Below are 22,541 nucleotides of genomic sequence, written 5' to 3'. Positions count from 1 at the left end.
TTTCCTCCCTCATCGCCCCCAACGGAGCCCCATGTTTGCGCAAGCCCTATCGAGCCGGCTGGACCGGCGCGGCATTCACTACGCGTGGATCGTCGCCGCCATCACGTTCTGCGTGATGCTGACCACTTCCGCCGCACTCGGCCTGCCCGGCGCCTTCCTGAAGCCGCTGACCACCGAGATGGGCTGGAGCACCGACCAGGTGTCGTCGATCCTGGCCTTCCGCTTTGCATTGTTCGGACTGATGGCGCCGTTCTCGGCCATCCTGATGGAGCGTTTCGGCGTGCGTAACGTGGTCTGCGCGGCGCTGGCGCTGATTGCGGGCGGCATGGCGCTCGCCACGGTATCCACGCAGATCTGGCAACTGTTCCTGGCCTGGGGCCTGATGCTGGGCGTCGGCTCGGGGCTGACCGCCATGGTGCTGGCCGCTCTGGTCGCCAACCGCTGGTTCACGGCGCGGCGCGGACTGGTGATCGGCGTGCTGACTGCCAGTTCGGCCACCGGGCAACTGGCCTTCCTGCCCGTTGCAGCCTGGCTGATCGAGCATATGGGCTGGCGCGTGGCGGTGCTGCCGGTGCTGGCCGCCTGTGGCGCGCTGGCGGTGGTGGTGCTGGGCTTCATGCGCGGCCGGCCGTCCGACGTGGGCCTGGCACCTTATGGCGAAGTGCCGGGGGCGGTTGCCGTGGCACCGGCACCTGCCGCGCCGTTGTCGTGGGCCGGGCCATTCGTGGTGCTGCGCGACGCCGCGCGCACGCAGACGTTCTGGATCCTGGCCGGCACGTTCTTTATCTGCGGCCTGTCGACCAACGGGCTGATCCAGACGCACTTCATCTCGCTATGCGCGGACTTCGGCATGTCCGCCGTACCAGCCGCCTCGGCGTTGGCAATGATGGGCGCATTCGACTTCGTCGGCACCATCATGTCCGGCTGGCTCTCGGATCGGTACGACAGCCGCAAGCTGCTGTTCTGGTACTACGCGCTGCGTGGGCTGTCGCTGTTCTGGCTGCCGCACTCGGAATTCACGCTCTATGGCCTGTCCGTGTTTGCGATGTTCTATGGCCTGGACTGGATCGCCACGGTACCGCCCACCATCAAGCTGGCCGGCAGCACGTTCGGCCGCGAGCGCGCGCCGATGGTGTTTGGCTGGATCTTCGCGGCGCACCAGATCGGCGCGGCTACGGCGGCCTTTGGCGCCGGGCTGTCGCGCACGCTGTGGCTGACGTATTCGCCGGCGCTTTACGTTGCCGGCAGCGCCTGCCTGGTGGCTGCCCTGCTGGCGCTGATGGTGCGCCGCAAGGCGCCTGAAGCCACGCCCCAGCCTGCGCGGGCCTGAGGCATCCCCCTGCGCCCCTTGTCCTTCAGCGTTCGCGGCTTGCCGCCACGAACGCATCGATCAAGGCGGCCGCCGACGCCCGCTTGAGCGCCGACTGCCGCACCAGCACCCCGATCTCGCGATACAGTGGCTGGCCCGGCATCGGCACTTCCTTGATGTGCGGGGTCTCCCGCAGCGGCACCAGCGCCGACGGAATGATTGCGCAGCCCAGCCCCTCGCTCACCATCTGCAGGATCACGGCGGGCTCGTCCAGCTCCATGCCCTCGCGCACCCATAGCCGGTGCCGCCGCAGGTAGCGGTCCACCAACTGCCCACCCGTGGAATGGCGGTTGTAGCGGATGAACGGCACGGTTTCCAGCAATGCCTTCAGGTTGTCTGGCGCGCCGGCCGGCGCCACGGCAACAAAGCGCTCGTGGATCAGCGGCACCCATTTCAGTTCGGGCGGAATGCCCAGGCGCGGCTTCACCAGCACGGCGATATCAAGCTCCCGGGCATCCACCTGGGTCAGCAGCTGGGTCGACATGCCCGGCACGATGTTCACATGGGTGTCCGGATGCGCCACCCGGAAGCGCTGCATCGCCTGCGGCAGCAGGCTCGATTGCACGGTGGACACGGCGCCCAAGTCCAGCGGCGCCATGTCGCGCTGCGCCCGCGCACCTTTCATCGATTCGTAAATGCCGACGATACGCGCGGCATCGTCAAGCATCTGCCTGCCTTCGTCACTCAACGCCACCGACTTGCCCGAGCGATCGAACAGCGTGCAGCCCAGATCCTCCTCCAGGCGGCGAATCTGGGTGCTGACGGCTGACTGCGTCAGGCCGAGCCGCGTGCCGGCGGCGGAAAACGAGCCGGTTTCGGCGGCCACCAGGAAGGTCTTGAAATAGCGCAGCAAGGGTCAGTTCTAGCATCGAAATTTTCGATGCTTAGTCAAAAAATGATTCGTTTCATATTACGAGTTCTGCTGATTACAATCAACGACACACCCCACAACCGCCCCTGCAAAGAGTCACAGCGATGAGCGCCATCCCCCTGTTCCACCTTGCCTTTCCGGTTCACGATCTTGCCGCCGCACGTCAGTTCTACGGCGACCTGCTGGGTTGCCCCGAAGGCCGCAGTTCCGACGCCTGGATCGATTTCAACTTCTACGGCCACCAGGTAGTGGCGCATCTGTCGCCGGACGAATGCGGCCACCGCGCCACCAGCGCCGTGGACGGCGACGACGTGCCGGTGCGCCATTTCGGCGCGATCCTGCCGATGGCCGAATGGGAGCGCCTGGCCGACAAGCTGCGCGGCGCCGGCACGAAGTTCGTGATCGAGCCGCATGTGCGCTTCAAGGGCCAGGTGGGCGAGCAGGCCACGATGTTCTTCCTGGACCCGTCGGGCAACGCGCTCGAATTCAAGGCGTTTGGCGACCTGAGCCAGGTGTTTGCGAAATAATCCCGCGTAGCAATCCACCCTACCTATATAGAGACAGAGCGAGACATGACCGATTTCGTGATCCAACCCGCGCCGCAGGCCAGCGTAGCCGTTGCCGGCAGCCAGGCCCGTTTTCCGATCCGCCGTGTGTTCTGCGTGGGCCGCAACTACGCGGCGCATGCGCGCGAGATGGGCAAGGACCCCGACCGCGAGCCGCCGTTCTTCTTCACGAAGCCGGCTGACGCCGTGGTGGCCGCCGAGGGCACCGTACCGTATCCGCCGCTGACCGAAAACCTGCATCACGAGATCGAGCTTGTCGTGGCGATCGGCAAGGCTGGCGCCAACGTCAAGCCCGAACAGGCGCTGGACCTGGTGTGGGGCTATGGCGTGGGCGTCGACATGACGCGCCGCGACCTGCAGGACGTTGCCAAGAAGATGAGCCGTCCGTGGGACTGGTCGAAGTCGTTCGACGCGTCGGGCCCGTGCGGCCCGCTGCAGCCGGCGTCGGCGATCGGCCATCCGGCCAAGGGCGCCATCTGGCTCAAGGTCAACGGCGAAACGCGCCAGCAAGGCGACCTGACCGAGCTGATCTGGCCCGTGGCCGATGTCATCGCCTATATCTCCGAGGCCATGACGCTGCAGCCCGGCGACCTGATCTTCACCGGCACCCCGGCGGGCGTGGGCGCCCTGAACCCGGGTGACGCCGTAACGGCGGGCGTGGAAGGTGTCGGCGAGATCGCTTTTACGATCGGCAAGCGCTAAGCCTGCACTTGCGGCTGCACAAGGCGGTGATGCCCCGGCAAGGGGCGTCACCGCTTTTTTCGTTTAAATTCAGTGAATTACGGCGTCAACGGGCCTTGCCTAGAGCAAACCCTCCACCTGACACATCAGAATTTCTTCAAATTCTCCTTGCTTATCTATCTAGTAGTAGATAATATTCGAGCCATGGACGACGCAACGCAGCAAACAAGCAAAGCAGCGAAGCCGAATCCAAGCAACACAAGTTAGTTTGTCAGTACCGGAAGCGGTCTTTTTTTTAGCGCAGCGTGTCTATCTAGCAGTAGATAGCAGTAGCAAGAAAGACGCTGATTCGCAGCACAGACACCGGCCAGCGATCCACACACGAACCGAGATCGCCTGCCTTGCAAAGGAGAGCATCATGAACGCCAAGACCATCGTTACCGCCGCCGCCCTCGCCGCCGCTTTTGTGACTGGCGCCGTCCAGGCCGCCCCCGCCGCCCAGAAGGCTGGTGAAGTCTACGGTTACAGCTACCGCGTGCAGGACCAGCGTAATGCCTTCACCGACGGCGCCCGCCAGGGCAAGTTCGATTCGTTCAGCGAAGGTGCCCGCATCGGTAACCGCGACACCTTCACGGACGGTGCCCGCGTGACCAACCGTGACGGCCTGGTTGCCAGCATCAACGGCCGCCGTGACGTCTACACCGACGGTGCCCGCGTGACGAACCGCGACGGCCTGGTTGCCAGCATCGGCAGCCGCGACGTCTACACCGATGGTGCCCGCGTCGGCAAGGCCGACCCGTTCACCGACGGCGCCAAGATCGGCAAGTTCGACCCGTACACCGACGGTGCCCGCACGGTCGCCGGCCTGGATCGCACGGGTGTCTCGGCTGAACCGTCGCGCAGCTTCGACGTGTACACCGACGGCGCACTCGCCTGATTCCCGCAACGGCCGTGACCCGGTAGCCAAGCCGGGCCGCGGCCGGAAACAGATACCTGGAGTTTCATCATGACCTTGCGTGACACAGCCCTGATCCTGGGCGGCTGGGTGGTGCTCTGCCTCACCAGCGGCGCAGTCCTCTCGCTGGTTGCGCAGTCGCTGTCCGTCTGACCCAGGACATCCTGGCGAAGACAGAAGGGCGAACAACCGGAGGGTCCCAGCCACAAAGGCGCGGACAGCAGACATGAAAACGCATACCGTACGCGATCAATTGCTCGAGCACGCCTCCGTGCTGATCCGGCAACGGGGCTACAACGGTTTCAGCTACCGCGACCTCGCGGAGCTGGTGGGCGTGAAGACATCGAGCATCCACTACTACTTCCCGGCGAAGGACGACCTGGTGCTGGAAGTGGTGCGCCTGTACCGTGAGCGCTCGAAGGCACGGCTGGCGGCCATCGACACCTCGCTGCCGCTGATCGTGCAGGCCGAGCGATATGTTGGCCCGCTGCGCAACGACATCGAGCTGAACCAGATCTGCCTGGCCGGCATGTTGTCCGCCGAGGTGCTGGCACTGCCCGATTCGATCCGCAGTTACCTGCAGGCGCATTTCCAGGCGAACGAAACCTGGATCACCAACCTGCTGCACCGCGCCGAAGCCGAACGGGGCCAACCGTATCCGGTGCCGCCGCAGTTGCTGGCGAAGGTGCTGTATGGCGCGATCCAGAACGGCATCATCACGGCGCGGATGTCGGGTTCTACCGACCGGCTCGACGCAGCCGCCGACATGCTGCTGGGCGCCGTGCGCGGTTCGATGTGCGCAGTGACCGAGCACGAACCGGCCATGGCCTGAATGGCCTGAACAATTTCTGGGCGCCCCGGTTCAGGCGCCCGACGCCCGCCGTCCGCTCTCACGACGGGCGTCATCCGTTTCTCCGACGCCGGGATCGTCCCCCGGCGATTTTTTTTGTTTACGCGGCGGTTTTCCTTGCCGCCACCCTGGTTGCCGGCTTCTTGCCCGCAGTCACCTTCTTTGCGGCCACCTTCTTTGCTGCCACTTTCTTCGTAGCGGCTTTCTTCGCCGCCACCTTCTTCCCTGCCGGCGCATCCCCGTCGGCTTCGATCACCACCCACGCTGGCGCATGATCGCTGGCCTTCTCCTCGCCCCGCACCCATTTGTCGACGCCCGCATCGCGCATGCGCAGGCCGGGACTCAGCAGCAGATGGTCGATCCGCAGTCCGGAATTGGTTTGCCAGTGCTGCCGGAAGTAATCCCAGAACGTGTAGATCTTCCCGTCGGGAAACCGCGCGCGCAGCGCATCGGTCCAGCCCTGCGCCAGCAGGCGCCGGTAGCATTCGCGGCTTTCGGGCTGCAGCAGCGCATCCTTGAGCCACGAGCGCGTGTTGTAGATGTCGTCGTCGGTCGGCACCACGTTGTAGTCGCCGGCAATCACCACCGGATGGCCGCTCTGCAGCAGCGTCCGCGCATGCGCGAGCAGCCGCTCGAACCACGCCAGCTTGTAGTCGAATTTCGGGCCGGGCTGCGGATTCCCATTGGGCAGGTACAGGCAGGCAATCAGCACACCCTCGACAGCGGCCTCCAGGTAGCGGCTCTGCGTGTCTTCATCGTCGCCCGGCAAGCCACGCCGCACCTCCACGGGATCGGCGCCCCGGGCCAGGATGGCCACGCCGTTCCACGACTTCTGGCCGTGCCAGATCGCCCCGTATCCAGCGGCACGAATCTCGTCGATCGGGAACCCCTCGTCCACCGTCTTCAGCTCCTGCAGGCAGGCCACATCGGGCGCCTCGCGTTCGAGCCAGGCCAGCAACGCCTGCAGGCGCGTGCGCACGCCATTGATATTGAAGGTGGCGATCTTGAGCGGATGCATCGGAACGTTCTCCATTCGGGCCGTTCTCCATCTTAGATTCCCGCGCCGGGATTTCCTGTCGGCAGCCGATCACTGTATATTCATACAGTCCTGCGATTGCCACCCCCATTTGCGCCTTGTCCGCCACACCCGACCACCCGCCCCGCTATACCGTCGCCGTGCGCACCCTGTGCGAGTTCACGGCCAAGGCGGGCGACCTCGACCTGCGCTTCACGCCATCGCCCACCGGGCAGGAGGGCGTGGCCGGGCATGGCGTGGTGACCAGCCGGCGCGGGCCGGGCTATGAGGCCGAGGTGGCGCTGTCGGGCGATTTCGAAGGCCTGCGCGTGCGCGGCAGGGCCGATGGCTACAACCCGGTGACCAACCGGGTCGAGGAAATCAAGACGGTGCGCGGCCAGAAGGTGGAGATTCCGCAGAACCACCAGGCGTTGCACTGGGCCCAGGCCAAGATCTATGGCTGGCTGCTGTGCCAGTCACGCGAGCTGAAGCAGATCGACGTGGCGCTGGTCTACTTCGATATCGTCAGCCAGCAGGAACGCGTGCTCAGGGAGCGATTCGAAGCGCAGGCGCTGCGCGAGTTCTTCGAAGAAAGCTGTCGCCGCTTCATGCACTGGGCCGAGCGCGAGGCCGCTCATCGCAGCGGCCGCGACGCAGGGCTGGCGGCGCTGGCCTTTCCGCACGGCACATTCCGCGAAGGCCAGCGCCTGCTGGCGGAATCGGTCTACAAGGCCAACGCGTTGGCGCGCACGCTGCTGGCGCAGGCGCCAACCGGCATCGGCAAGTCGATCGGCACGGTGTTTCCGGCGCTCAAGGCCATGCCGACCCAGCGCATCGACAAGGTGTTCTTCCTGTCGGCGCGATCCACGGGCCGTGCCGTGGCCCTGCACGCCACGCGGCAGCTCAGGCAGAACGCCGACGAGACACCGCTGCGTGTGCTGGAGCTGACCGCACGTGACAAGGCCTGCGAACATCCCGACCTGGCCTGCCACGGAGAATCTTGCCCGCTGGCGCAAGGCTTCTACGACCGCCTGCCCGCTGCCCGCGATGCCGCCAGCCGCGCGCCGCTACTGGACCGCGCCACCACGCGCGAGATTGCCCGCGCGCACCAGGTCTGCCCCTACTACCTGGCCCAGGAAATGATCCGCTGGAGCGATCTGGTGGTGGGCGACTACAACTATTACTTCGATCGCAGCGCGCTGCTGTACATGCTGACCGCGATGAACGAGTGGCGTGTCAGCGTGCTGGTGGACGAGGCGCACAACCTGGTGGACAGGGGCCGCGCGATGTACACGTCCACGCTCGACCACGCGGCATTCCGTGGCGTGCGGCTGGCTGCGCCCGGCGCGCTGAAGCGGCCGATGGACCGCGTCTACCGCCAGTGGAATGCGCTGGCAAAGTCGGGCGATGCCGCGTACGAAACGCGCGACGAGGAGCCTGCCGCCTTCGTCGAGGCGCTGGTCCAGCTTTGCACAGCCATCATCGACGACATGAGCGAGCATCCGCAGCGGCACGACGCCGCGCTGGAGCGCTTCTACTTCGATGCCATGCACTTCCTGCGGCTGGCCGAGCAGATGACCGAGTACGGCGGCAAGCATTCGCTGTTCGACATCACGCGCACGCCGCGCAAGCGGGGCAGCTTCGATGCCGACCTGTGCGTGCGCAACCTGCTGCCGGCCCCCTACCTGGCGCCGCGCTTTGCCGGCACGCATTCGACCACGCTGTTTTCGGCCACGCTGCAGCCGGCCGACTACTACCACAACCTGCTGGGGTTGCCCGCCAGCGCGGTGTCGGTGGAAGTGCCGTCGCCATTCCACGCCGAGCAGCTCGACGTACACGTGGCACGTCATATCTCCACGCGCTACGCCCAGCGCCAGCGCTCGCTGCCCGCCATCGTGCAGCTGATGGCCGACCAGTTTGCACGCCGTCCCGGCAACTACCTGGCGTTCTTCAGCAGCCACGACTACCTGCAGCAGGCCGCCGCGCTGCTGGCCGCGCAACACCCCGACATTCCAATCTGGTCACAGGCGCGCGGCATGACCGAGGCGGGCCAGGCGGCTTTCCTGGACGCCTTCGCGCCCGGCGGCAAGGGCATCGGCTTCGCGGTGCTCGGCGGGGTGTTCTCCGAAGGCGTGGATCTGCCTGGCGACCGCCTGATCGGTGCCTTCGTGGCGACGCTGGGCCTGCCGCAGATCAATCCGGTGAACGAACAGCTGCGCGAGCGCATGGAGACCGTCTTCGGAAAGGGCTACGACTACGCCTACCTGTATCCCGGCCTGCGCAAGGTGGTGCAGGCCGCCGGCCGCGTGATCCGCACCCAGCAGGACCGTGGCGTGGTCTGGCTGATCGACGACCGTTATGCGCGCGCCGAAGTGCAGGCGCTCTTGCCGGCATGGTGGGAAATTCTTACCGGGCCGCCGGCGCACGTGCGCGCGCTGTCGCTGGCAGAATGACGGTTACGCCGCCGGCGCGGAAATCGCGTGCCAGGGCATCAGACCATCACAAGACCACCATGTATCGACGGAGCCCTGACCGATGAGCATGACCCACACCTTTGCCACGACAGAACCGTCGCGCGACGAGATCGACGCACTGCGCGGCGCCACCATACTGGAGTTCGGCACGCCCTGGTGCGGCTTCTGCCAGCGCGCCCAGCCGCTGATCGAATCGGCGTTCGGCCAGCACCCCGGCATCGACCATATCAAGGTGGAAGATGGCAGCGGCCGCCCGCTGGGCCGCTCGTTCCGCGTGAAGCTGTGGCCCACGCTGGTGTTCCTGCGCGACGGGAAGGAAGTGGCGCGCCTGGTGCGCCCGAACGACACCCGGGACATTACCGAGGCCATGCGGAAGATCGACCAGTGATTTCCCGTAGCGCGCGCCTCGCGTTCGCTTTGTCCCACTGAACGTTCCATTCGTGCCTTGATGATGTGCAAAGGGCGGCGCTAAGGTTGTGCCTGACCTTCTGGCTGTATTCCGAGTGCAAGACCTCGCCGTGACAGCCCATCACAACATCAAGGAGACAACGCGTGTTCCAGCCCCAACGCCGCAAGGTGCTTGGCCTGGGCGTGGCCGCCGCCGGCGCCGCCCTGCTGCCCCAGATTCCGTTTGCACAACCGGCCGCCAAGTCTGGCGGCACCCGCCTGATCCTGCTCGGCACCAAGGGCGGCCCGCGCGTGGGCGGGTCGCGTTCCAACCCGGCCAACCTGCTGCTGATCAACGGCGTGCCCTATGTGATCGATTGCGGCACCGGCGTGTCGCGCCAGATGGTCAATGCCGGGGTGCCGCTGTCGGCGCTGCGCTATGTGTTCATCAGCCACCATCATTCGGACCACGACCTCGAATACGGCAACCTGATCTACAACGCCTGGGCCACGGGCCTGAACCAGACCGTGCATGCCTACGGGCCCAGCGGCACGGCCGAGATGACGCGCACCTACTGGGCGCTGAACCGCTTCGACATCGACACGCGCATCGCCGACGAAGGCCGGCCCGACATCCGCAAGCTGGTAGAGGCCACCGATATCACCGACAACGGCGTGGTTCTGCAAAACGCCGACGTCAAGGTCACGGCATTCCGCACGCCCCACCCGCCCATCGTGGACAACTTCGCCTACAAGTTCGAGACGGCCGACCGCACCATCGTGTTTTCCAGCGACACCGCCTACAACCCGAAACTGGCCGAATTCGCCAAGGGCGCTGACGTGCTGGTGCACGAGGCCATGTACGGCCCGGGTATCGATGCCCTGGTCTCACGCGTAGCCAACGGCGCCACCATCAAGAAACACTTCCTGGAAAGCCACACGCTGACCGAGGACGTAGGCCGCATCGCCGCCGCGGCAGGCGTAAAGACGCTGGTGCTCAGCCATTTCGTACCGGGCGACGACGACCGCATCACCGACGAGATGTGGGCCGCCGACGTCAGAAAGCACTACAACGGACGGATCGTGGTGGGGAAGGATTTGATGGAGGTGCGGTAGGGGCCAGCTTGATCGGCTCCCCCTCTCCCATGAACTGGGAAAGGGGCTTAGGGAGAGCGCGTCGAGGTTCGGCGGGAGAGGGAGAGGGAGAAGCTCAGGCGCTCACAAATCCAGCGGCATCGCGCTCGTACACTTGATCTCGTCCAGGCACACGCTCGACTTCACGCCGCTGACCCCGGGGATACGCATCAGGGTGTCGAGCAGGAAGTCCGACAGCGACTTCAGGTCCTTTGCCACCACCTTCAGCACGTAGTCGATGTCGCCGGTGACCGAAAAGCACTCCTGGATCTGCGCCAGTTCGGCCACCAGTCCCTTGAATTTGGACAAATCGCGAATGTGGCCGCGCTCCATCGTCACGTGGATGAAGGCCGTTACGCCAAACCCCAGCGCCGTACTGTCCAGCCGCGCCTCGTAGCGCTTGATGATGCCGCCTTCCTCCAGGCGGCGATGGCGCCGCAATGTCTGGGCCGGCGACAGGTTGATCGCCTCGGACAGTTCCAGGTTCGATGCGCGGCCGTGTTCCTGCAGTTCCGCCAGCAAGCGGCGATCGATGCGGTCGAGGTCGGTTTGTTGCATTCCGGTTTCCTTGGATGGCCGTTCGACGAAATTTTATCTCATCTTTCAGGGTTTCCCTGCGTGCCTTACGAAATCCTATTTAGCGAGGCGGGTTCTACAATTTCCTCACGTTGTGCAGCGCGCCAGGCGTCCCCCAAGCCACTCGCGCTGCTGCCTCACCGAAATATTATTTCCATCCCCCTCTCGCCCCCGAGCGCTCCGATCATGGCCGACCTGTTTGAAAACCCGATGCAACTGATGGGCTTCGAGTTCGTTGAATTCGCCTCGCCCACGCCCAACGTGCTGGAACCGCTGTTCGAAAAAATGGGCTTCACGCTGGTGGCCCGTCACCGTTCGAAAGATGTGGTGCTGTACCGCCAGGGCGACATCAATTTCATCGTCAACAACGAGCCGCACAGCGAAGCCGCCTATTTCGCCGCCGAGCACGGCCCCAGTGCCTGCGGCATGGCCTTCCGCGTCAAGGATTCGCACAAGGCGTACAACCGCGCGCTGATGCTGGGCGCCCAGCCGATCGAGATCGCCACGGGCCCGATGGAACTGCGCCTGCCGGCCATCAAGGGCATCGGCGGCGCGCCGCTGTACCTGATCGACCGCTTCGAGGACGGCAAGTCGATCTATGACATCGATTTCGAATACATCGAGGGCGTGGACCGCCACCCGACGGGGCACGGCCTGAAGCTGATCGACCACCTGACGCACAACGTCTACCGTGGCCGCATGGCTTACTGGGCTAACTTCTACGAACGCCTGTTCAACTTCCGCGAAATCCGCTACTTCGACATCCAGGGCGAGTACACGGGCCTGACCTCGAAGGCGATGACCGCGCCGGACGGCAAGATCCGCATTCCGCTGAACGAGGAATCGTCGAAGGGCGCCGGCCAGATCGAGGAGTTCCTGATGGCGTTCAACGGCGAAGGCATCCAGCACATCGCCTTCTCGGTGGACAACCTGCTCGAAGTCATCGACAGCCTGCAACTGGCTGGCGTCGAGCTGATGACCGCACCGAACGACTATTACTACCAGGCCCTGGACACGCGCCTGCCCGGCCACGGCCAGCCGGTGGACCAGCTCAAGGCCCGCGGCATCCTGCTCGATGGCACCACCGAAGGCGGCCGCCCGCGCCTGCTGCTGCAGATCTTCTCCAAGACGGTGCTCGGCCCGGTGTTCTTCGAATACATCCAGCGCTCCGGCGACGACGGCTTCGGCGAAGGCAACTTCAAGGCGCTGTTCGAGTCACTCGAACGCGACCAGATCGAACGCGGCACGCTGAAGGTGTGACGCATCCGGCCCGGCACTGACCCGGGCTGGCCCATTTCCCCTGCTTTTCCAAGCGTGTGCCGGTAAACTCTCGGGTTTTCGCCGGCGCGCACCCCTGCGTCCGGCGTTACCCGCGCCGGCGCTTTTTTCAAAGCGCCCAACCCCAAAGAGGCGCGCCGCCATTCCACAAGAATGGGTAGAGGATAGACAACTCCATGCATGCTCCTGACAGCCAAGGCACGCTCAAGCGTGGCCTGAAGAATCGCCATATCCAGCTGATTGCGCTGGGCGGCGCCATCGGCACCGGCCTGTTCCTGGGCATTGCCCAGACCATCAAGCTGGCTGGGCCCTCCGTGCTGCTGGGCTACGCGCTGGCCGGCATCGTCGCGTTCTTCATCATGCGCCAGCTGGGCGAGATGGTCGTCGACGAACCGGTGGCGGGCTCGTTCAGCTACTTTGCCAACAAGTATTGCGGCCACTTTGCCGGCTTCATGTCCGGCTGGAACTACTGGGTGCTGTACATCCTGGTCAGCATGGCCGAACTGTCGGCCGTGGGCATCTACGTCCAGTACTGGTGGCCCGGCATCCCGACATGGGTCTCCGCCCTGGGCTTCTTCGTCGTCATCAACGCCATCAACCTGGCCAGCGTGAAGTCGTTCGGCGAGATGGAGTTCTGGTTCTCGATCATCAAGGTCGCGGCCATCGTCGGCATGATCGGCTTTGGCGGCTACATGCTGGGCACCGGCACTGCAGGCCCCGAGGCCAGCGTCGCCAACCTGTGGCAGCACGGCGGCTTCTTCCCGAACGGGCTGGGCGGACTGGTAATGGCGATGGCCGTGATCATGTTCTCGTTCGGCGGCCTCGAACTGGTGGGCATTACCGCCGCCGAAGCCGACAACCCGGGCAAGAGCATCCCCAAGGCCACCAACCAGGTGATCTACCGCATCCTGATCTTCTACGTTGGCGCGCTGGCCGTGCTGCTGTCGCTGTACCCGTGGCAGAAGGTGGTCACCGGCGGCAGCCCGTTCGTGCTGATCTTCCATGCGATGAACAGCGATATCGTGGCAACCGTGCTGAACGTGGTGGTGCTGACCGCGGCGCTGTCGGTCTACAACAGCGGCGTCTACTGCAACAGCCGCATGCTGCTGGGCCTGGCGCAACAGGGCAATGCCCCGCGCGCACTGATGAAGGTGAACCGCCGCGGCATTCCGCTGACCGCGCTGGGCGTATCGGCCCTGGCTACCGGCCTCTGCGTGCTGGTCAACTACTTCATGCCCGGTGAAGCGTTCGAACTGCTGATGGGCCTGGTGGTGTCGGCCCTGATCATCAACTGGGCCATGATCAGCATCATTCACCTGATGTTCCGCCGCGCCAAGCGCGCCGAAGGCAAGACCACGGTGTTCCAGAGCCTGGGCTATCCGCTGACCAACTACGTGACGCTGATCTTCCTGGCCGGCATCCTGGTGGTCATGTTCCTGACGCCCGGCCTGCGCATCTCGGTCTACCTGATTCCGGTCTGGCTGGTCATTCTTGGCGTAAGCTATCGCCTCCGGCAAAAGAACGCCGGCTCGGCCCTGCCCGCCGCGAGCGCCCAGGTCCAGTAACCAGCCTGTGCGGCCCGTGTGCACCCCGGGCCGCCGCCCCTGAACCCGCACGACAGACGCATCCCATGTTCGAACACATCGAAGCCTTCCCCGGTGACCCGATCCTCTCGCTCAACGAGGATTTCCAGCAGGACCCGCGTACCAACAAGGTGAACCTGAGCATCGGCATCTACTTTGACGACGAAGGCCGCCTGCCGGTCATGCAGGCCGTGGCCGAAGCCGAAGCCGCGCTGCTGTCGGACATGGGCCCGCGCCCCTACCTGCCGATGGCCGGCATTGCCGCCTACCGCCAGGCCGTGCAGGCGCTGGTATTCGGCGAAGACTGCGCCGCCCGCGCCGAAGGCCGCATCGCCACGCTGCAGACGCTGGGCGGCTCCGGCGCGCTGCGCGTGGGCGCCGACTTCCTGAAGCGCTACTTCCCGACCGCGGAAATGTGGATCAGCGATCCCAGCTGGGAAAACCACCGCGTGGTGTTCGAGCGCGCCGGTTTCAAGGTCAACACCTATCCGTACTACGACGCCGAGACCGGTGGCCTGAAGTTCGACGCCATGCTGGCGGCGATCGAAGCCATTCCGCAGGGCGGTATCGTGCTTCTGCACGCCTGCTGCCACAACCCGACCGGCGTGGACCTGAACGAAGACCAGTGGCGCCAGGTGATCGGCGTGCTGAAGGCCCGCAAGCTGCTGCCGTTCGTCGACATGGCCTACCAGGGCTTTGGCTCGGGCCTGGACGACGACGCCTTTGCCGTGCGCGAACTGGCCCGCCAGAACGTGCCCGCACTGGTGGCGAACTCGTTCTCGAAGAATTTCTCGCTGTATGGCGAGCGCTGCGGTGGCCTGAGCGTGATCTGCCAGAGCGCAGACGAAGCCGGCCGCGTGCTGGGCCAGCTGACCGGCGCCGTGCGCGCCAACTACAGCAACCCGCCCACCCACGGCGCCCGCGTGGTGGCACGCGTGCTGACCACCCCGGCGCTGCGCCAGAGCTGGGAAACGGAGCTGGCGGCCATGTGCCAGCGCATCACGCGCATGCGCCAGGCCATCCACGACCAGCTGCGCGAGCATGTCAGCGGCGAGAAGCTGTCGCGTTACGTCAAGCAGCGCGGCATGTTCACGTACACCGGCCTGTCGGCCGACCAGGTGGACCGCCTGAAAAACGAACACGGCGTCTACGTGCTGCGCTCGGGCCGCATGTGCGTGGCCGGCCTGAACGAACGCAATGTCGGCGTGGTGGCGAATGCCATCGGCCAGGTGCTGAAGGGCTGAGGGCCGCCCCACCTCGACGCACCCTGGCGTTCCAGGCAAACAGCCACCCTCGGGTGGCTGTTTTTTTTGCCCGGACAACACCGTCCGAACATTATCGTCCGAACGATGCCGGCCGTTCAGACCTGCGCCTGCCCGCCGTCGGCGGCAATCTCGGCGCCGTTGATAAAGCTCGAATCGTCGGAAGCCAGGAACGTCACCACGCGGGCAATTTCCTCCGGTGCGCCCAGCCGGCCCATCGGCACCAGCGAAGCCAGGTAGCCCAGCAAGCCGTCCTGCGCCGCCTTGGTCTCGCCGCCCAGTTCGGCCAGGCCCACCGTATGCGTGGAACCCGGGCTCACCACGTTCACGCGGATACCGCGATCCTTCAGGTCCAGCACCCAGCTACGCGCCAGACCGCGCACCGCCGCCTTCGAGGCGCTGTAGATGCTGAACGCCTGCGTACCCGTCGATCCGGCAATCGAGCCGGTCAGGATGATCGAGCCGCCCGCGCCCATCAGCGACAGCGCCTTCTGCACCGTGAACACCACGGCGCGGACATTGCGATTGAACGTATCGTCGAAATGCTGCGCGGTGATCTCGCCCAGCGGAGCCATGGTGCCGCCGCCCGCGTTGGCGAACAGCACGTCCAGGCGCCCGTCGGCTTCGCGGATCGTCTTGACCAGCGCATCAAGGTCTGCCTCGCGGGTGACATCGCCCTGCACGCCCACCGCGCCGTGGCCGATGGCTTCCACGGCCTTGTCGAGTTCCGCCGTGCGGCGACCCGTCACGTACACCTTCGCGCCTTCGCGGGCCAGGTCTTGGGCGGCGGCCAGTCCGATGCCGCTCGTGCCGCCGGTTACCAGGGCGATCTTGCCTTCCAGTCGCTTGCTCATGATGTTTTCCTTTCGTGTTGATCAGTGGATGGCGTAACTGTAGGCGTTAGTGTTTTCCGAATAAACACCGCGAAAGTTAAATCATTATTCATACTGATGAATAATCAGGCATACTGCATGCGGAGCCCTCGCCCTGCCCGTTTTCGCCTTCCCTTTCCATGGATCAACTGCAAGCCCTGCGCGTATTTGTCCGCATCGCCGAATCCGGCGGCTTCAGCAAGGCCGCCGACACGCTCAACATTCCGCGCCCCACCGTCACCAAGCTGATCCAGGACCTGGAATCGCACCTGCGCATCAAGCTGTTCCAGCGGTCCACCCGCAAGGTGGTGGTCACCGACGAAGGCCAGGCGTACTACCACCGCGCGGTCAAGGTGCTGGCCGATGTGGACGAAATGGATACGCTGTTTGCCGATGCGCGTGGCGCGCCGCGCGGGCGCCTGCGCGTGGACGTCGGGTCGTCTCTGGCCAACCTGATCCTGCTGCCGGGCCTGCCTTCGTTCCGCGCGAAGTATCCCGAGATCCAGCTCGAAGTGGGCGTCGGCGACCGCCATGTCGACCTGATCGGCGACGCCGTCGATTGCGTGATCCGGGGCGGCGACCTGACCGATACGTCGCTGATTGCCCGGCACATCGCCAGCCTGGACTGGGGCACCTACGCTGCGGCACAGTACGTGGCCGCGCGAGGCACGCCAGCGCACCCGACCGCGCTGCAGACCGATCACGACGTGGCGGGCTATTTCTCGTCGCTCACAGGCCGCGTGATGCCGCTGCTGTTCGAGCGCGAAGGCGAGCGCATCGACGTGGACGTGCGCAGCCGGCATGGCGTGTTCGTCAACGAGAGCACGGCCCATCTGACGGCCCTGGTCAGCGGCCTGGGCGTGGGCCAGACCTTCGGCTTCATGGCCCGGCCACACCTCGATGCCGGCACGCTGGTCCGCGTGCTGCCCGAATGGAGCCGGCCGCTGCATCCGCTGCACATCGTGTTCCACCCGTCCAGGAACCAGAGCGCAAGGCTGCGCGCGTTCGTGGACTGGGTGATCGAACTGTTCGCGCCGTACGATTGCTCGCCCAGGCGCTAGGCTTCTACGGCGGGGCGCCCCGCCAGACGCCACAGCAGCATCAGCGCCGCCAGTACCAGCGCGCCGGCCACTCGCAGCGTGACGGGGATTCCCGCGCTGTCCACCAGCCAGCCGCCGGCCCAGGCGCCCAGCGCAATCGAAAGCTGGAAGTTCATCACAAACAGCGCCATGCCTGCTTCCCCTGCACCCTGGGATACCTTGTCGATCCACACCTGCAGCGCCACCGGCATGGCCCCATATCCCAGCCCCCACACGGCCAGCAGCAACAACACAGGGACAAGATGGATGGCCCCGGCCTGCAGGACCCCCAACGGCAAGGCAATCATCGCGATGGCCACCATCAGCGTTGCCCTGGCCGCGCGCCCCGCAAAGGCGCCCGCCACGAAGTTGCCCGCCGTCCCCACCAGCGTGTAGCCGAACAGCACCAGCGGGATCAGCGTCCCGGCCAGCTTGACCTGACGGGCCAGGAACGGGGTGATGTAGGTGTAGGCGGCGAATTGACCGATCAGCGCAAACATCATCACCAGCAGCCCAAGACGTCCGGCGGGAGTAGCCACAATGCGCCACAAGGCCGCCACCTTTACCCGTTGCGTGACGCGCAGCGGCGGCAGGCACGCCAGCGTGGCCAGCAACGCGGCTACCGACAGCACCGTGGTATAGCCGAACGCGGCTCGCCAGCCCCAGTGCTCGCCAATCCAGGCCCCGGCAGCACCGCCCACCAGCATGCCCACCGACACACCCGCGAAAATGATCGACGTGGCCTTGGGCGCGGCATCCGGCTCAACCAGCCGCGAACCGATGCCGGCGCCGATGGCCCAGAATCCGCCCAGGCCGACGCCGAACAGCACGCGGCCCAGCACCAGCACCGCGAACGACGGCGCCAGCGCTGCCGTCAGGTTCGCCAGCACCAGCAGCACGCCAAGGGCCCACAACACCAGCCGGCGGTCGAGCCGCCCCGCCAGCACGGTCACCAGCGGCGCGGCCAGCGCCGCCAGCAAACCCGGCGCGGACACCATCCAGCCCGCCGCGCCTTCGCTGACCGACAGGCCCTGCGCGATATAGCGCAGCAATCCCACCGGCATGAACTCGGTGGTGCAGAACACCGCCGCGCTGAACGCAACCGCCAGCACGGCGGCCCAGTATTGCCGGCGAGGTGCCGGCATGTCGCTGGCGCCGGCCAGCGTTCCTTGTGATTCGAGCGCGAGCCCCGCGGGCGTCGCCATGGTCGACTCTGACATCTGCAATCCTTCCCTTGCTGCTTCATGCGGCGGCACCGTGCCGCCGGCTACGTGGGCAATGTAGGGAGCCAACGCACGCGCATCAACGGGCCGGCGGGCGCAACACTGCGGACGGAATTTCCGAAATCGAAACGCCAGCGGCGAGGCCCTCGCCAGCAGGCCACGGCCGTCAGGGGTGCGTGCTATAGTCGCCGCCATCCCTGAAGCACCCCGCTTCTCTCCCCCCTGCCGCCATGGACAAGCTCGGTTCCGTCGATGCATTCGTCAAAGCCGCGGAAGTCCGCAATTTCAGCGAAGCGGGTCGGCAGCTCGGGATTTCCGCTTCTGCAGTGGGTAAGGCGATCTCGCGGCTTGAAGAACGCCTGGGCGTTCGGCTGTTCCATCGCAGCACACGCAGCGTCACGCTGACGCCCGAGGGGCAGCTGTTCCTGAGCCGATGCCAGCGCATCGTCGAGGAACTTGAAGCCGCCGAGGCCGAGCTGTCGGCGGCGGCGTCGCCGAAGGGCCAGTTGCGCGTAAGCCTGCCGCTGGTGGCCACATTGGTGCTACCGGTATTGAGCGCGTTCGTGCGCGAGTACCCCGACATCCGGCTAGAACTTGATTTCTCCGACCGCATGGTCAACATCATCGACGAGGGTTTCGATGTGGTGCTGCGCACCGGCGAAGCGGCTGACTCGCGCCTGGTGGCGCGTGCGCTGGGCCACTACACGCCGCAGATCGTGGCGGCGCCGGTCTACCTGGCCCGCCACGGCGTGCCAGCCACGCCCGACGATCTGCTGCGCCACGCATGCCTGCTGCACCGGTTCCCGTCCACCGGCAAGGTGGATCGATGGCTGCTGCGCGAGGGCGACGACGTGCGCGAGATGGACCTGACGGCGCGGCTGACGGCCAATACCGTGGAGCCGCTGATCGCCATGGCCGAACAGGGGCACGGCCTGGCCTATATCCCGAACTTCCTGGTTCGGCAGCAGTTGGCGGACGGCCGGCTGGTGGCCGTGCTGTCCGGCTACGCCACCGACCGCAAGGTCTTCCGCGCGCTGTGGCCGTCCGGCCGGCACATGTCTCCGAAGATCCGGGTGTTCGTCGATTTCATGGCACGCCACCTGTTTCCCGACGGCGCGGATCGCGCGCCCGAGGCAGGCTAGCGGAGCGCCACCTCGCGCCCTTCGCGGGTTGATTCGGCCGCCGCATCGAGCAATTCGTGCAGCCGCACGGCGTCGTCGAAAGTGGGCGCCTCGTGCGTGCCGTCGCGCAGGTCCCGCGCCGCAGCCACGTACAGCTCGGCCAGTTCCAGCACGGCCGATGGCAGGTCCGATGGTGGCAGCCGGTCGTAGGCCACCGGCACTGCCATCGGCTGAAGCGGCACGTCCTGCCCGCGCGCGCCTTCGATGACATAGTCATCGCCCACCCCGCCGAACGCGGAGCGGTTCGTGATGCGCAGATCGCCCTGGTCGCCGGTGATGTCGATGGTCACGCCACGGCCGCTGTGCTTGCCGGCTTCGACATGCACCGACACCACCGCATCGCCCGCCAGTCGGCCCAGCATCATGAGCTGGTCCGGCGCCGTGGACGGCAGCACCTCGCCCGTTTCACGAATCGTCACCTGCCGGATCTGGTTCAGCAGCAGCGCGGAAACGCGTTCCGGCCAGCCCGTGGCCGCGAACAGCATGTCCAGGAAGTGCCCGGCATAGATGGCGATGGCGCTGGAAAAATTCTCCTCGGGCACGGTCCAGCGCAGCGCGCCAGAGCGCTCGGCGCCAAACGCGTTCATGCTGACATGGATCCGTACCGATCGGATGCGGCCCACGTAGCCATCCTGCAGCAGGTCGCGCAGGTAACGGTTGTGCGGCGCCAGCCGCCGTTGCAGCCCCACCAGGTGACGCACACCCGCGAGATCGGCCAGCCGCACGAGTTCGCGCGATTGCGCCGTGGACACCGTCAGCGGCCATTCGCAGTACACGTGCTTGCCGGCCGCAATCACGCGGCGCACGGTCTCCGCGTGCTGCGGCGCCGTGTTCAGCACCACCACCAGATCCACCTCGGGGTGATGGATCAGGGCGTCGAGCGTCGGCATCACTTCCTCGATGCCGTGGGCCAGGGCCGCCGCCTGTGCGGCCTCGGGGCGGGTGCTCCATAGCGCGCGCAGCGTGTATTGGGGCAGCAGGTTGAGCACCCGCACATGACCGTGGAGTGCCCAGTTGCCGATGCCGACCAGGCCAACGCGGATTGGCGCGCCATTGCGCGTGTGATTGAGAGAAGACATGAGAGTGACGGCTTTCGAAATCGATGACCGCTCGAATATAGGCGCGATCCCGGCGCCGATTGCGGACGTTCCTGTCCGAAGTGAGCCAACGCGGGGCCTGTTTTTCCGGACGTGCGGGCCGACTAGAGTTCTGTCACCGCCAACGCGGCAGCGAATGGCAAGAAGCCGCGGCAGCAACGAACCCTACGGAGTCACCATGTCCAATCTCTTCACCCCCATCCAGATCGGCCCCCACGCCATCGCCCATCGCGTGGTGCTCGCCCCGCTGACCCGCATGCGCGCGGAGCCCGGCGCCATCCCCGGCAAGCTGATGGCCGAGTACTACGCCCAGCGCACCTCGCCCGGCGCCCTGCTGATCGGCGAAGCCACCATCGCTGCGGCCAATGGCAACGGCTACCTGGGCGCACCGGGCCTGTTCGACGACAGCCAGATCGCCGGCTGGCGCCTGGTCACCGATGCCGTCCACGCCAGGGGCGGCAAGATCTTCCTGCAGCTGTACCACGCGGGTCGCCAGTCGAATGCCGAAGTGCAACCGGCCGGCAGCCAGCCGGTGGGCCCGTCGGCCATTCCGCACGGCGGCGTCGCTTATACAGCGTCGGGATGGGTGCCCAATACGCCCAATCGTGCGCTGGAAATCGGCGAGATCGAAGCGCTGGTCGAGAGCTTCCGCCAGGCCGCCCTGCGCGGAGTGGATGCCGGCTTCGACGGGGTGGAATTGCATGCCGCCAACGGCTACCTGTTCGACCAGTTCCTGCAGGACGGCAGCAACAAGCGCACCGACCGCTATGGCGGCTCGTTCGAAAACCGCGCGCGGTTCCTGCTGGATGCCACGCGCGCCGTCATTTCGGTCTGGGGCAGCCACAAGGTGGCCGTGCGCCTGGGGCCGAGCGGTTCGTGGGGCGACATGTCAGACAGCGATCCGGAAGGCCTGTTCACCTACGTTGCCACCGAACTCGACAAGCTCGACCTGGCCTACCTGCATCTGATCGAGCCGCGCATCGCAGGCAATATCGAGGATGACTCGCGCAATCAGCAGCCGGTGGCCGCAAAGCTGCTGCGCAAGGTCTTCAAGGGCCCGATCGTCGCTGCGGGCGGCTTCCACGGCGACAGCGCCGAAGCCATCATCGCTGCCGGCGACGCCGACCTGGTGGCCTTCGGCCGCCACTTCATCGCCAACCCTGACCTGCCCGAACGGCTGCGCCAGCGGCTGCCGCTGAATCCGTACGACCGCGACACGTTCTTCGGCGGCACCGCAGTCGGCTACACGGACTATCCGTTCCACGGGGCATTGCAGGCGGCGTGACGCGCCGCGTGGCGGCACCGGGTGGGCCGGCGTTACACTGCCGGCCATGCCAGACGACCGCCACCAATCTCCCTCGCCCAGCCTGACCTCCTGTTTCTGGAGCGGCGATGCCATGCGCAGCCGGCGCGTGAGCGAGGTGGTCCTGTCGGATGTGGTGGACATCCCCGCCCCGCCGGGCCGGCTTTTGGCGGACTGGGCACGAGAAATTGCGTTGCAGATGACGCTGGAGCCGGGCGACGTCGAGGTCATGCCGCTGGCGCGTGCGCGGATGCGCTGGCCCGACTACGCGCGCTGCGTGCAGGCCATGGCCGACTGGACGGCAGCACTGGGGCTGCCCGGCCTGCTGGCCGAAAGCGATGTCGCGCTGATGGTGTGCCGTGGTGCCCAGTATCACCATGACGGCGACCAGTATGGCGGTGCGGCCTTCTGCAACCTGTTCCTGAGCGAAGACAAGGGGCAGGACGTGTATTTTCCGTCGCTGGACCGGCACATTCCGCTGCGTCGCGGCACGGTGCTGCTGTTCGATACCTGCCAGCCGCATGGCGTGGTGCCGCGCGGCGCGCATCGTTTCGATCCGGCTGACTTCCCGGCCGGCCGGGACGACACGCAGTTGTTCCTGACCTGGGAACTGCCCATGGAGGATGCCCGGGTCGCCAGCGCGCTACGCGTGGCGTTCGACCATGACCGGGCAGCCGCCGCACAGGTTCAGGAAGAACAGGTACGGCGCGACGGGCAGAGAGTCTGGATCTGCCCGTCTACCGGCAAATGGCAGGCCGCCGATCCGCAGGCCTGATTTTTTTCCA

Annotated in this window: 21 protein-coding genes; 15 read left to right on the top strand and 6 right to left on the bottom strand. The window is 65.9% G+C overall.

The genetic code is table 11. From position 1 onward, the window contains the following. Positions 1–31: 31 nt before the first annotated feature. Complete coding sequence (locus ACOABP_RS27455; RefSeq protein WP_474228915.1) at positions 32–1,330, top strand: MFS transporter; 1,299 nt, start codon at positions 32–34, stop codon at positions 1,328–1,330. A gap of 25 nt (positions 1,331–1,355) precedes the next feature. Here the strand turns inward: ACOABP_RS27455 and ACOABP_RS27450 are convergent, their stop codons facing one another. Further along, positions 1,356–2,222 carry a LysR family transcriptional regulator gene (locus ACOABP_RS27450; RefSeq protein ID WP_474228913.1) on the bottom strand — a complete coding sequence of 289 codons (867 nt, stop codon included), beginning with the start codon at positions 2,220–2,222 and terminating at the stop codon, positions 1,356–1,358. Between the two features lie 122 nt (positions 2,223–2,344). On the opposite strand from ACOABP_RS27450, the gene ACOABP_RS27445 reads away from it, so the two are divergent. The 4 genes from ACOABP_RS27445 to ACOABP_RS27430 all read left to right on the top strand — a co-directional run bounded on the left by ACOABP_RS27445 (position 2,345) and on the right by ACOABP_RS27430 (position 5,274). After that, a complete protein-coding gene (locus ACOABP_RS27445) occupies positions 2,345–2,767 on the top strand; it encodes a VOC family protein (protein WP_474228912.1) in 423 nt (140 codons plus the stop codon). Between the two features lie 45 nt (positions 2,768–2,812). Then, on the top strand, positions 2,813–3,508 hold the full coding sequence (locus tag ACOABP_RS27440; protein ID WP_066732723.1) for a fumarylacetoacetate hydrolase family protein: 696 nt from the start codon (positions 2,813–2,815) through the stop codon (positions 3,506–3,508). Positions 3,509–3,905: 397 nt separating this feature from the next. Then, entirely contained in the window at positions 3,906–4,424 is a 519-nt protein-coding gene (locus ACOABP_RS27435) for a copper resistance protein CopQ (protein ID WP_474228910.1), read from the top strand. A gap of 244 nt (positions 4,425–4,668) precedes the next feature. Further along, positions 4,669–5,274: a TetR/AcrR family transcriptional regulator gene (locus tag ACOABP_RS27430; protein WP_474228909.1), complete on the top strand. Its 606-nt coding sequence runs from the start codon at positions 4,669–4,671 to the stop codon at positions 5,272–5,274. A 118-nt stretch (positions 5,275–5,392) separates the two neighbouring features. Here ACOABP_RS27430 and xth read toward each other — a convergent pair whose 3' ends face one another. Continuing rightward, the gene (xth, locus tag ACOABP_RS27425) at positions 5,393–6,310 is read right to left on the bottom strand and encodes an exodeoxyribonuclease III (protein WP_474230576.1); all 918 of its coding nucleotides are present in this window, start codon (positions 6,308–6,310) and stop codon (positions 5,393–5,395) included. Between the two features lie 116 nt (positions 6,311–6,426). Here xth and ACOABP_RS27420 point away from each other — a divergent pair, with 116 nt between their 5' ends. From ACOABP_RS27420 to ACOABP_RS27410, 3 genes are all read left to right on the top strand, one after another. Further along, complete coding sequence (locus tag ACOABP_RS27420; protein ID WP_474228908.1) at positions 6,427–8,760, top strand: ATP-dependent DNA helicase; 2,334 nt, start codon at positions 6,427–6,429, stop codon at positions 8,758–8,760. An 82-nt stretch (positions 8,761–8,842) separates the two neighbouring features. Continuing rightward, positions 8,843–9,169: a thioredoxin family protein gene (locus ACOABP_RS27415; protein WP_474228907.1), complete on the top strand. Its 327-nt coding sequence runs from the start codon at positions 8,843–8,845 to the stop codon at positions 9,167–9,169. Between the two features lie 164 nt (positions 9,170–9,333). After that, positions 9,334–10,284 (top strand): MBL fold metallo-hydrolase, encoded by a 951-nt coding sequence (locus ACOABP_RS27410; RefSeq protein WP_474228906.1) that lies wholly within the window; start codon positions 9,334–9,336, stop codon positions 10,282–10,284. Positions 10,285–10,386: 102 nt separating this feature from the next. On the opposite strand, the gene ACOABP_RS27405 is transcribed toward ACOABP_RS27410, so the two are convergent. Beyond that, on the bottom strand, positions 10,387–10,860 hold the full coding sequence (locus tag ACOABP_RS27405; RefSeq protein WP_066732737.1) for an Lrp/AsnC family transcriptional regulator: 474 nt from the start codon (positions 10,858–10,860) through the stop codon (positions 10,387–10,389). Positions 10,861–11,064: 204 nt separating this feature from the next. Here ACOABP_RS27405 and hppD point away from each other — a divergent pair, with 204 nt between their 5' ends. From hppD to ACOABP_RS27390, 3 genes are all read left to right on the top strand, one after another. After that, positions 11,065–12,138 carry a 4-hydroxyphenylpyruvate dioxygenase gene (gene hppD / locus ACOABP_RS27400; RefSeq protein ID WP_474228903.1) on the top strand — a complete coding sequence of 358 codons (1,074 nt, stop codon included), beginning with the start codon at positions 11,065–11,067 and terminating at the stop codon, positions 12,136–12,138. Positions 12,139–12,332: 194 nt separating this feature from the next. Next, positions 12,333–13,721 carry an amino acid permease gene (locus ACOABP_RS27395; RefSeq protein ID WP_474228902.1) on the top strand — a complete coding sequence of 463 codons (1,389 nt, stop codon included), beginning with the start codon at positions 12,333–12,335 and terminating at the stop codon, positions 13,719–13,721. Positions 13,722–13,786: 65 nt separating this feature from the next. Continuing rightward, positions 13,787–14,983, top strand: a complete 1,197-nt coding sequence (locus ACOABP_RS27390) for an amino acid aminotransferase (RefSeq protein ID WP_474228900.1) — start codon at positions 13,787–13,789, stop codon at positions 14,981–14,983. A 116-nt stretch (positions 14,984–15,099) separates the two neighbouring features. Here ACOABP_RS27390 and ACOABP_RS27385 read toward each other — a convergent pair whose 3' ends face one another. Next, the gene (locus ACOABP_RS27385; RefSeq protein ID WP_474228899.1) at positions 15,100–15,855 is read right to left on the bottom strand and encodes an SDR family NAD(P)-dependent oxidoreductase; all 756 of its coding nucleotides are present in this window, start codon (positions 15,853–15,855) and stop codon (positions 15,100–15,102) included. Positions 15,856–16,013: 158 nt separating this feature from the next. On the opposite strand from ACOABP_RS27385, the gene ACOABP_RS27380 reads away from it, so the two are divergent. Beyond that, positions 16,014–16,934 carry a LysR family transcriptional regulator gene (locus tag ACOABP_RS27380; protein ID WP_474228898.1) on the top strand — a complete coding sequence of 307 codons (921 nt, stop codon included), beginning with the start codon at positions 16,014–16,016 and terminating at the stop codon, positions 16,932–16,934. Here the strand turns inward: ACOABP_RS27380 and ACOABP_RS27375 are convergent. Continuing rightward, complete coding sequence (locus tag ACOABP_RS27375) at positions 16,931–18,172, bottom strand: MFS transporter (RefSeq protein ID WP_474228897.1); 1,242 nt, start codon at positions 18,170–18,172, stop codon at positions 16,931–16,933. The genes ACOABP_RS27380 and ACOABP_RS27375 overlap by 4 nt on opposite strands. 233 nt (positions 18,173–18,405) lie before the next feature. On the opposite strand from ACOABP_RS27375, the gene ACOABP_RS27370 reads away from it, so the two are divergent. After that, the gene (locus tag ACOABP_RS27370) at positions 18,406–19,317 is read left to right on the top strand and encodes a LysR family transcriptional regulator (protein ID WP_474228896.1); all 912 of its coding nucleotides are present in this window, start codon (positions 18,406–18,408) and stop codon (positions 19,315–19,317) included. Here the strand turns inward: ACOABP_RS27370 and ACOABP_RS27365 are convergent. Further along, positions 19,314–20,435, bottom strand: a complete 1,122-nt coding sequence (locus ACOABP_RS27365) for a Gfo/Idh/MocA family protein (protein WP_474228894.1) — start codon at positions 20,433–20,435, stop codon at positions 19,314–19,316. The two genes, ACOABP_RS27370 and ACOABP_RS27365, sit on opposite strands and share 4 nt — an antisense overlap. Before the next feature lie 196 nt (positions 20,436–20,631). Here ACOABP_RS27365 and ACOABP_RS27360 point away from each other — a divergent pair, with 196 nt between their 5' ends. Both ACOABP_RS27360 and ACOABP_RS27355 read left to right on the top strand, forming a co-directional pair. After that, positions 20,632–21,738, top strand: coding sequence for an alkene reductase (locus ACOABP_RS27360; RefSeq protein ID WP_474228893.1), 1,107 nt, complete (start codon positions 20,632–20,634; stop codon positions 21,736–21,738). A 112-nt stretch (positions 21,739–21,850) separates the two neighbouring features. After that, on the top strand, positions 21,851–22,531 hold the full coding sequence (locus tag ACOABP_RS27355; RefSeq protein WP_474228892.1) for a hypothetical protein: 681 nt from the start codon (positions 21,851–21,853) through the stop codon (positions 22,529–22,531). Positions 22,532–22,541: the final 10 nt, after the last annotated feature.

It is taken from the genome of Cupriavidus sp. HE11 (assembly GCF_056097175.1).
The sequence above is the reverse complement of the archived record's forward strand: the minus strand, read 5'-3'. Positions and strand labels throughout refer to the sequence as shown.

What these genes read in the sequence shown, in the direction of transcription:
- ACOABP_RS27455 (WP_474228915.1), top strand. Translation starts at nt 32, where the DNA reads ATGTTTGCGCAAGCCCTATCGAGCCGGCTGGACCGGCGCGGCATTCAC.
- ACOABP_RS27445 (WP_474228912.1), top strand. Translation starts at nt 2,345, where the DNA reads ATGAGCGCCATCCCCCTGTTCCACCTTGCCTTTCCGGTTCACGATCTT.
- ACOABP_RS27440 (WP_066732723.1), top strand. Translation starts at nt 2,813, where the DNA reads ATGACCGATTTCGTGATCCAACCCGCGCCGCAGGCCAGCGTAGCCGTT.
- ACOABP_RS27435 (WP_474228910.1), top strand. Translation starts at nt 3,906, where the DNA reads ATGAACGCCAAGACCATCGTTACCGCCGCCGCCCTCGCCGCCGCTTTT.
- ACOABP_RS27430 (WP_474228909.1), top strand. Translation starts at nt 4,669, where the DNA reads ATGAAAACGCATACCGTACGCGATCAATTGCTCGAGCACGCCTCCGTG.
- xth (WP_474230576.1), bottom strand. Translation starts at nt 6,310, where the DNA reads ATGCATCCGCTCAAGATCGCCACCTTCAATATCAATGGCGTGCGCACG.
- ACOABP_RS27415 (WP_474228907.1), top strand. Translation starts at nt 8,843, where the DNA reads ATGAGCATGACCCACACCTTTGCCACGACAGAACCGTCGCGCGACGAG.
- ACOABP_RS27405 (WP_066732737.1), bottom strand. Translation starts at nt 10,860, where the DNA reads ATGCAACAAACCGACCTCGACCGCATCGATCGCCGCTTGCTGGCGGAA.
- hppD (WP_474228903.1), top strand. Translation starts at nt 11,065, where the DNA reads ATGGCCGACCTGTTTGAAAACCCGATGCAACTGATGGGCTTCGAGTTC.
- ACOABP_RS27395 (WP_474228902.1), top strand. Translation starts at nt 12,333, where the DNA reads ATGCATGCTCCTGACAGCCAAGGCACGCTCAAGCGTGGCCTGAAGAAT.
- ACOABP_RS27390 (WP_474228900.1), top strand. Translation starts at nt 13,787, where the DNA reads ATGTTCGAACACATCGAAGCCTTCCCCGGTGACCCGATCCTCTCGCTC.
- ACOABP_RS27385 (WP_474228899.1), bottom strand. Translation starts at nt 15,855, where the DNA reads ATGAGCAAGCGACTGGAAGGCAAGATCGCCCTGGTAACCGGCGGCACG.
- ACOABP_RS27380 (WP_474228898.1), top strand. Translation starts at nt 16,014, where the DNA reads ATGGATCAACTGCAAGCCCTGCGCGTATTTGTCCGCATCGCCGAATCC.
- ACOABP_RS27375 (WP_474228897.1), bottom strand. Translation starts at nt 18,172, where the DNA reads ATGTCAGAGTCGACCATGGCGACGCCCGCGGGGCTCGCGCTCGAATCA.
- ACOABP_RS27370 (WP_474228896.1), top strand. Translation starts at nt 18,406, where the DNA reads ATGGACAAGCTCGGTTCCGTCGATGCATTCGTCAAAGCCGCGGAAGTC.
- ACOABP_RS27365 (WP_474228894.1), bottom strand. Translation starts at nt 20,435, where the DNA reads ATGTCTTCTCTCAATCACACGCGCAATGGCGCGCCAATCCGCGTTGGC.
- ACOABP_RS27360 (WP_474228893.1), top strand. Translation starts at nt 20,632, where the DNA reads ATGTCCAATCTCTTCACCCCCATCCAGATCGGCCCCCACGCCATCGCC.
- ACOABP_RS27355 (WP_474228892.1), top strand. Translation starts at nt 21,851, where the DNA reads ATGCGCAGCCGGCGCGTGAGCGAGGTGGTCCTGTCGGATGTGGTGGAC.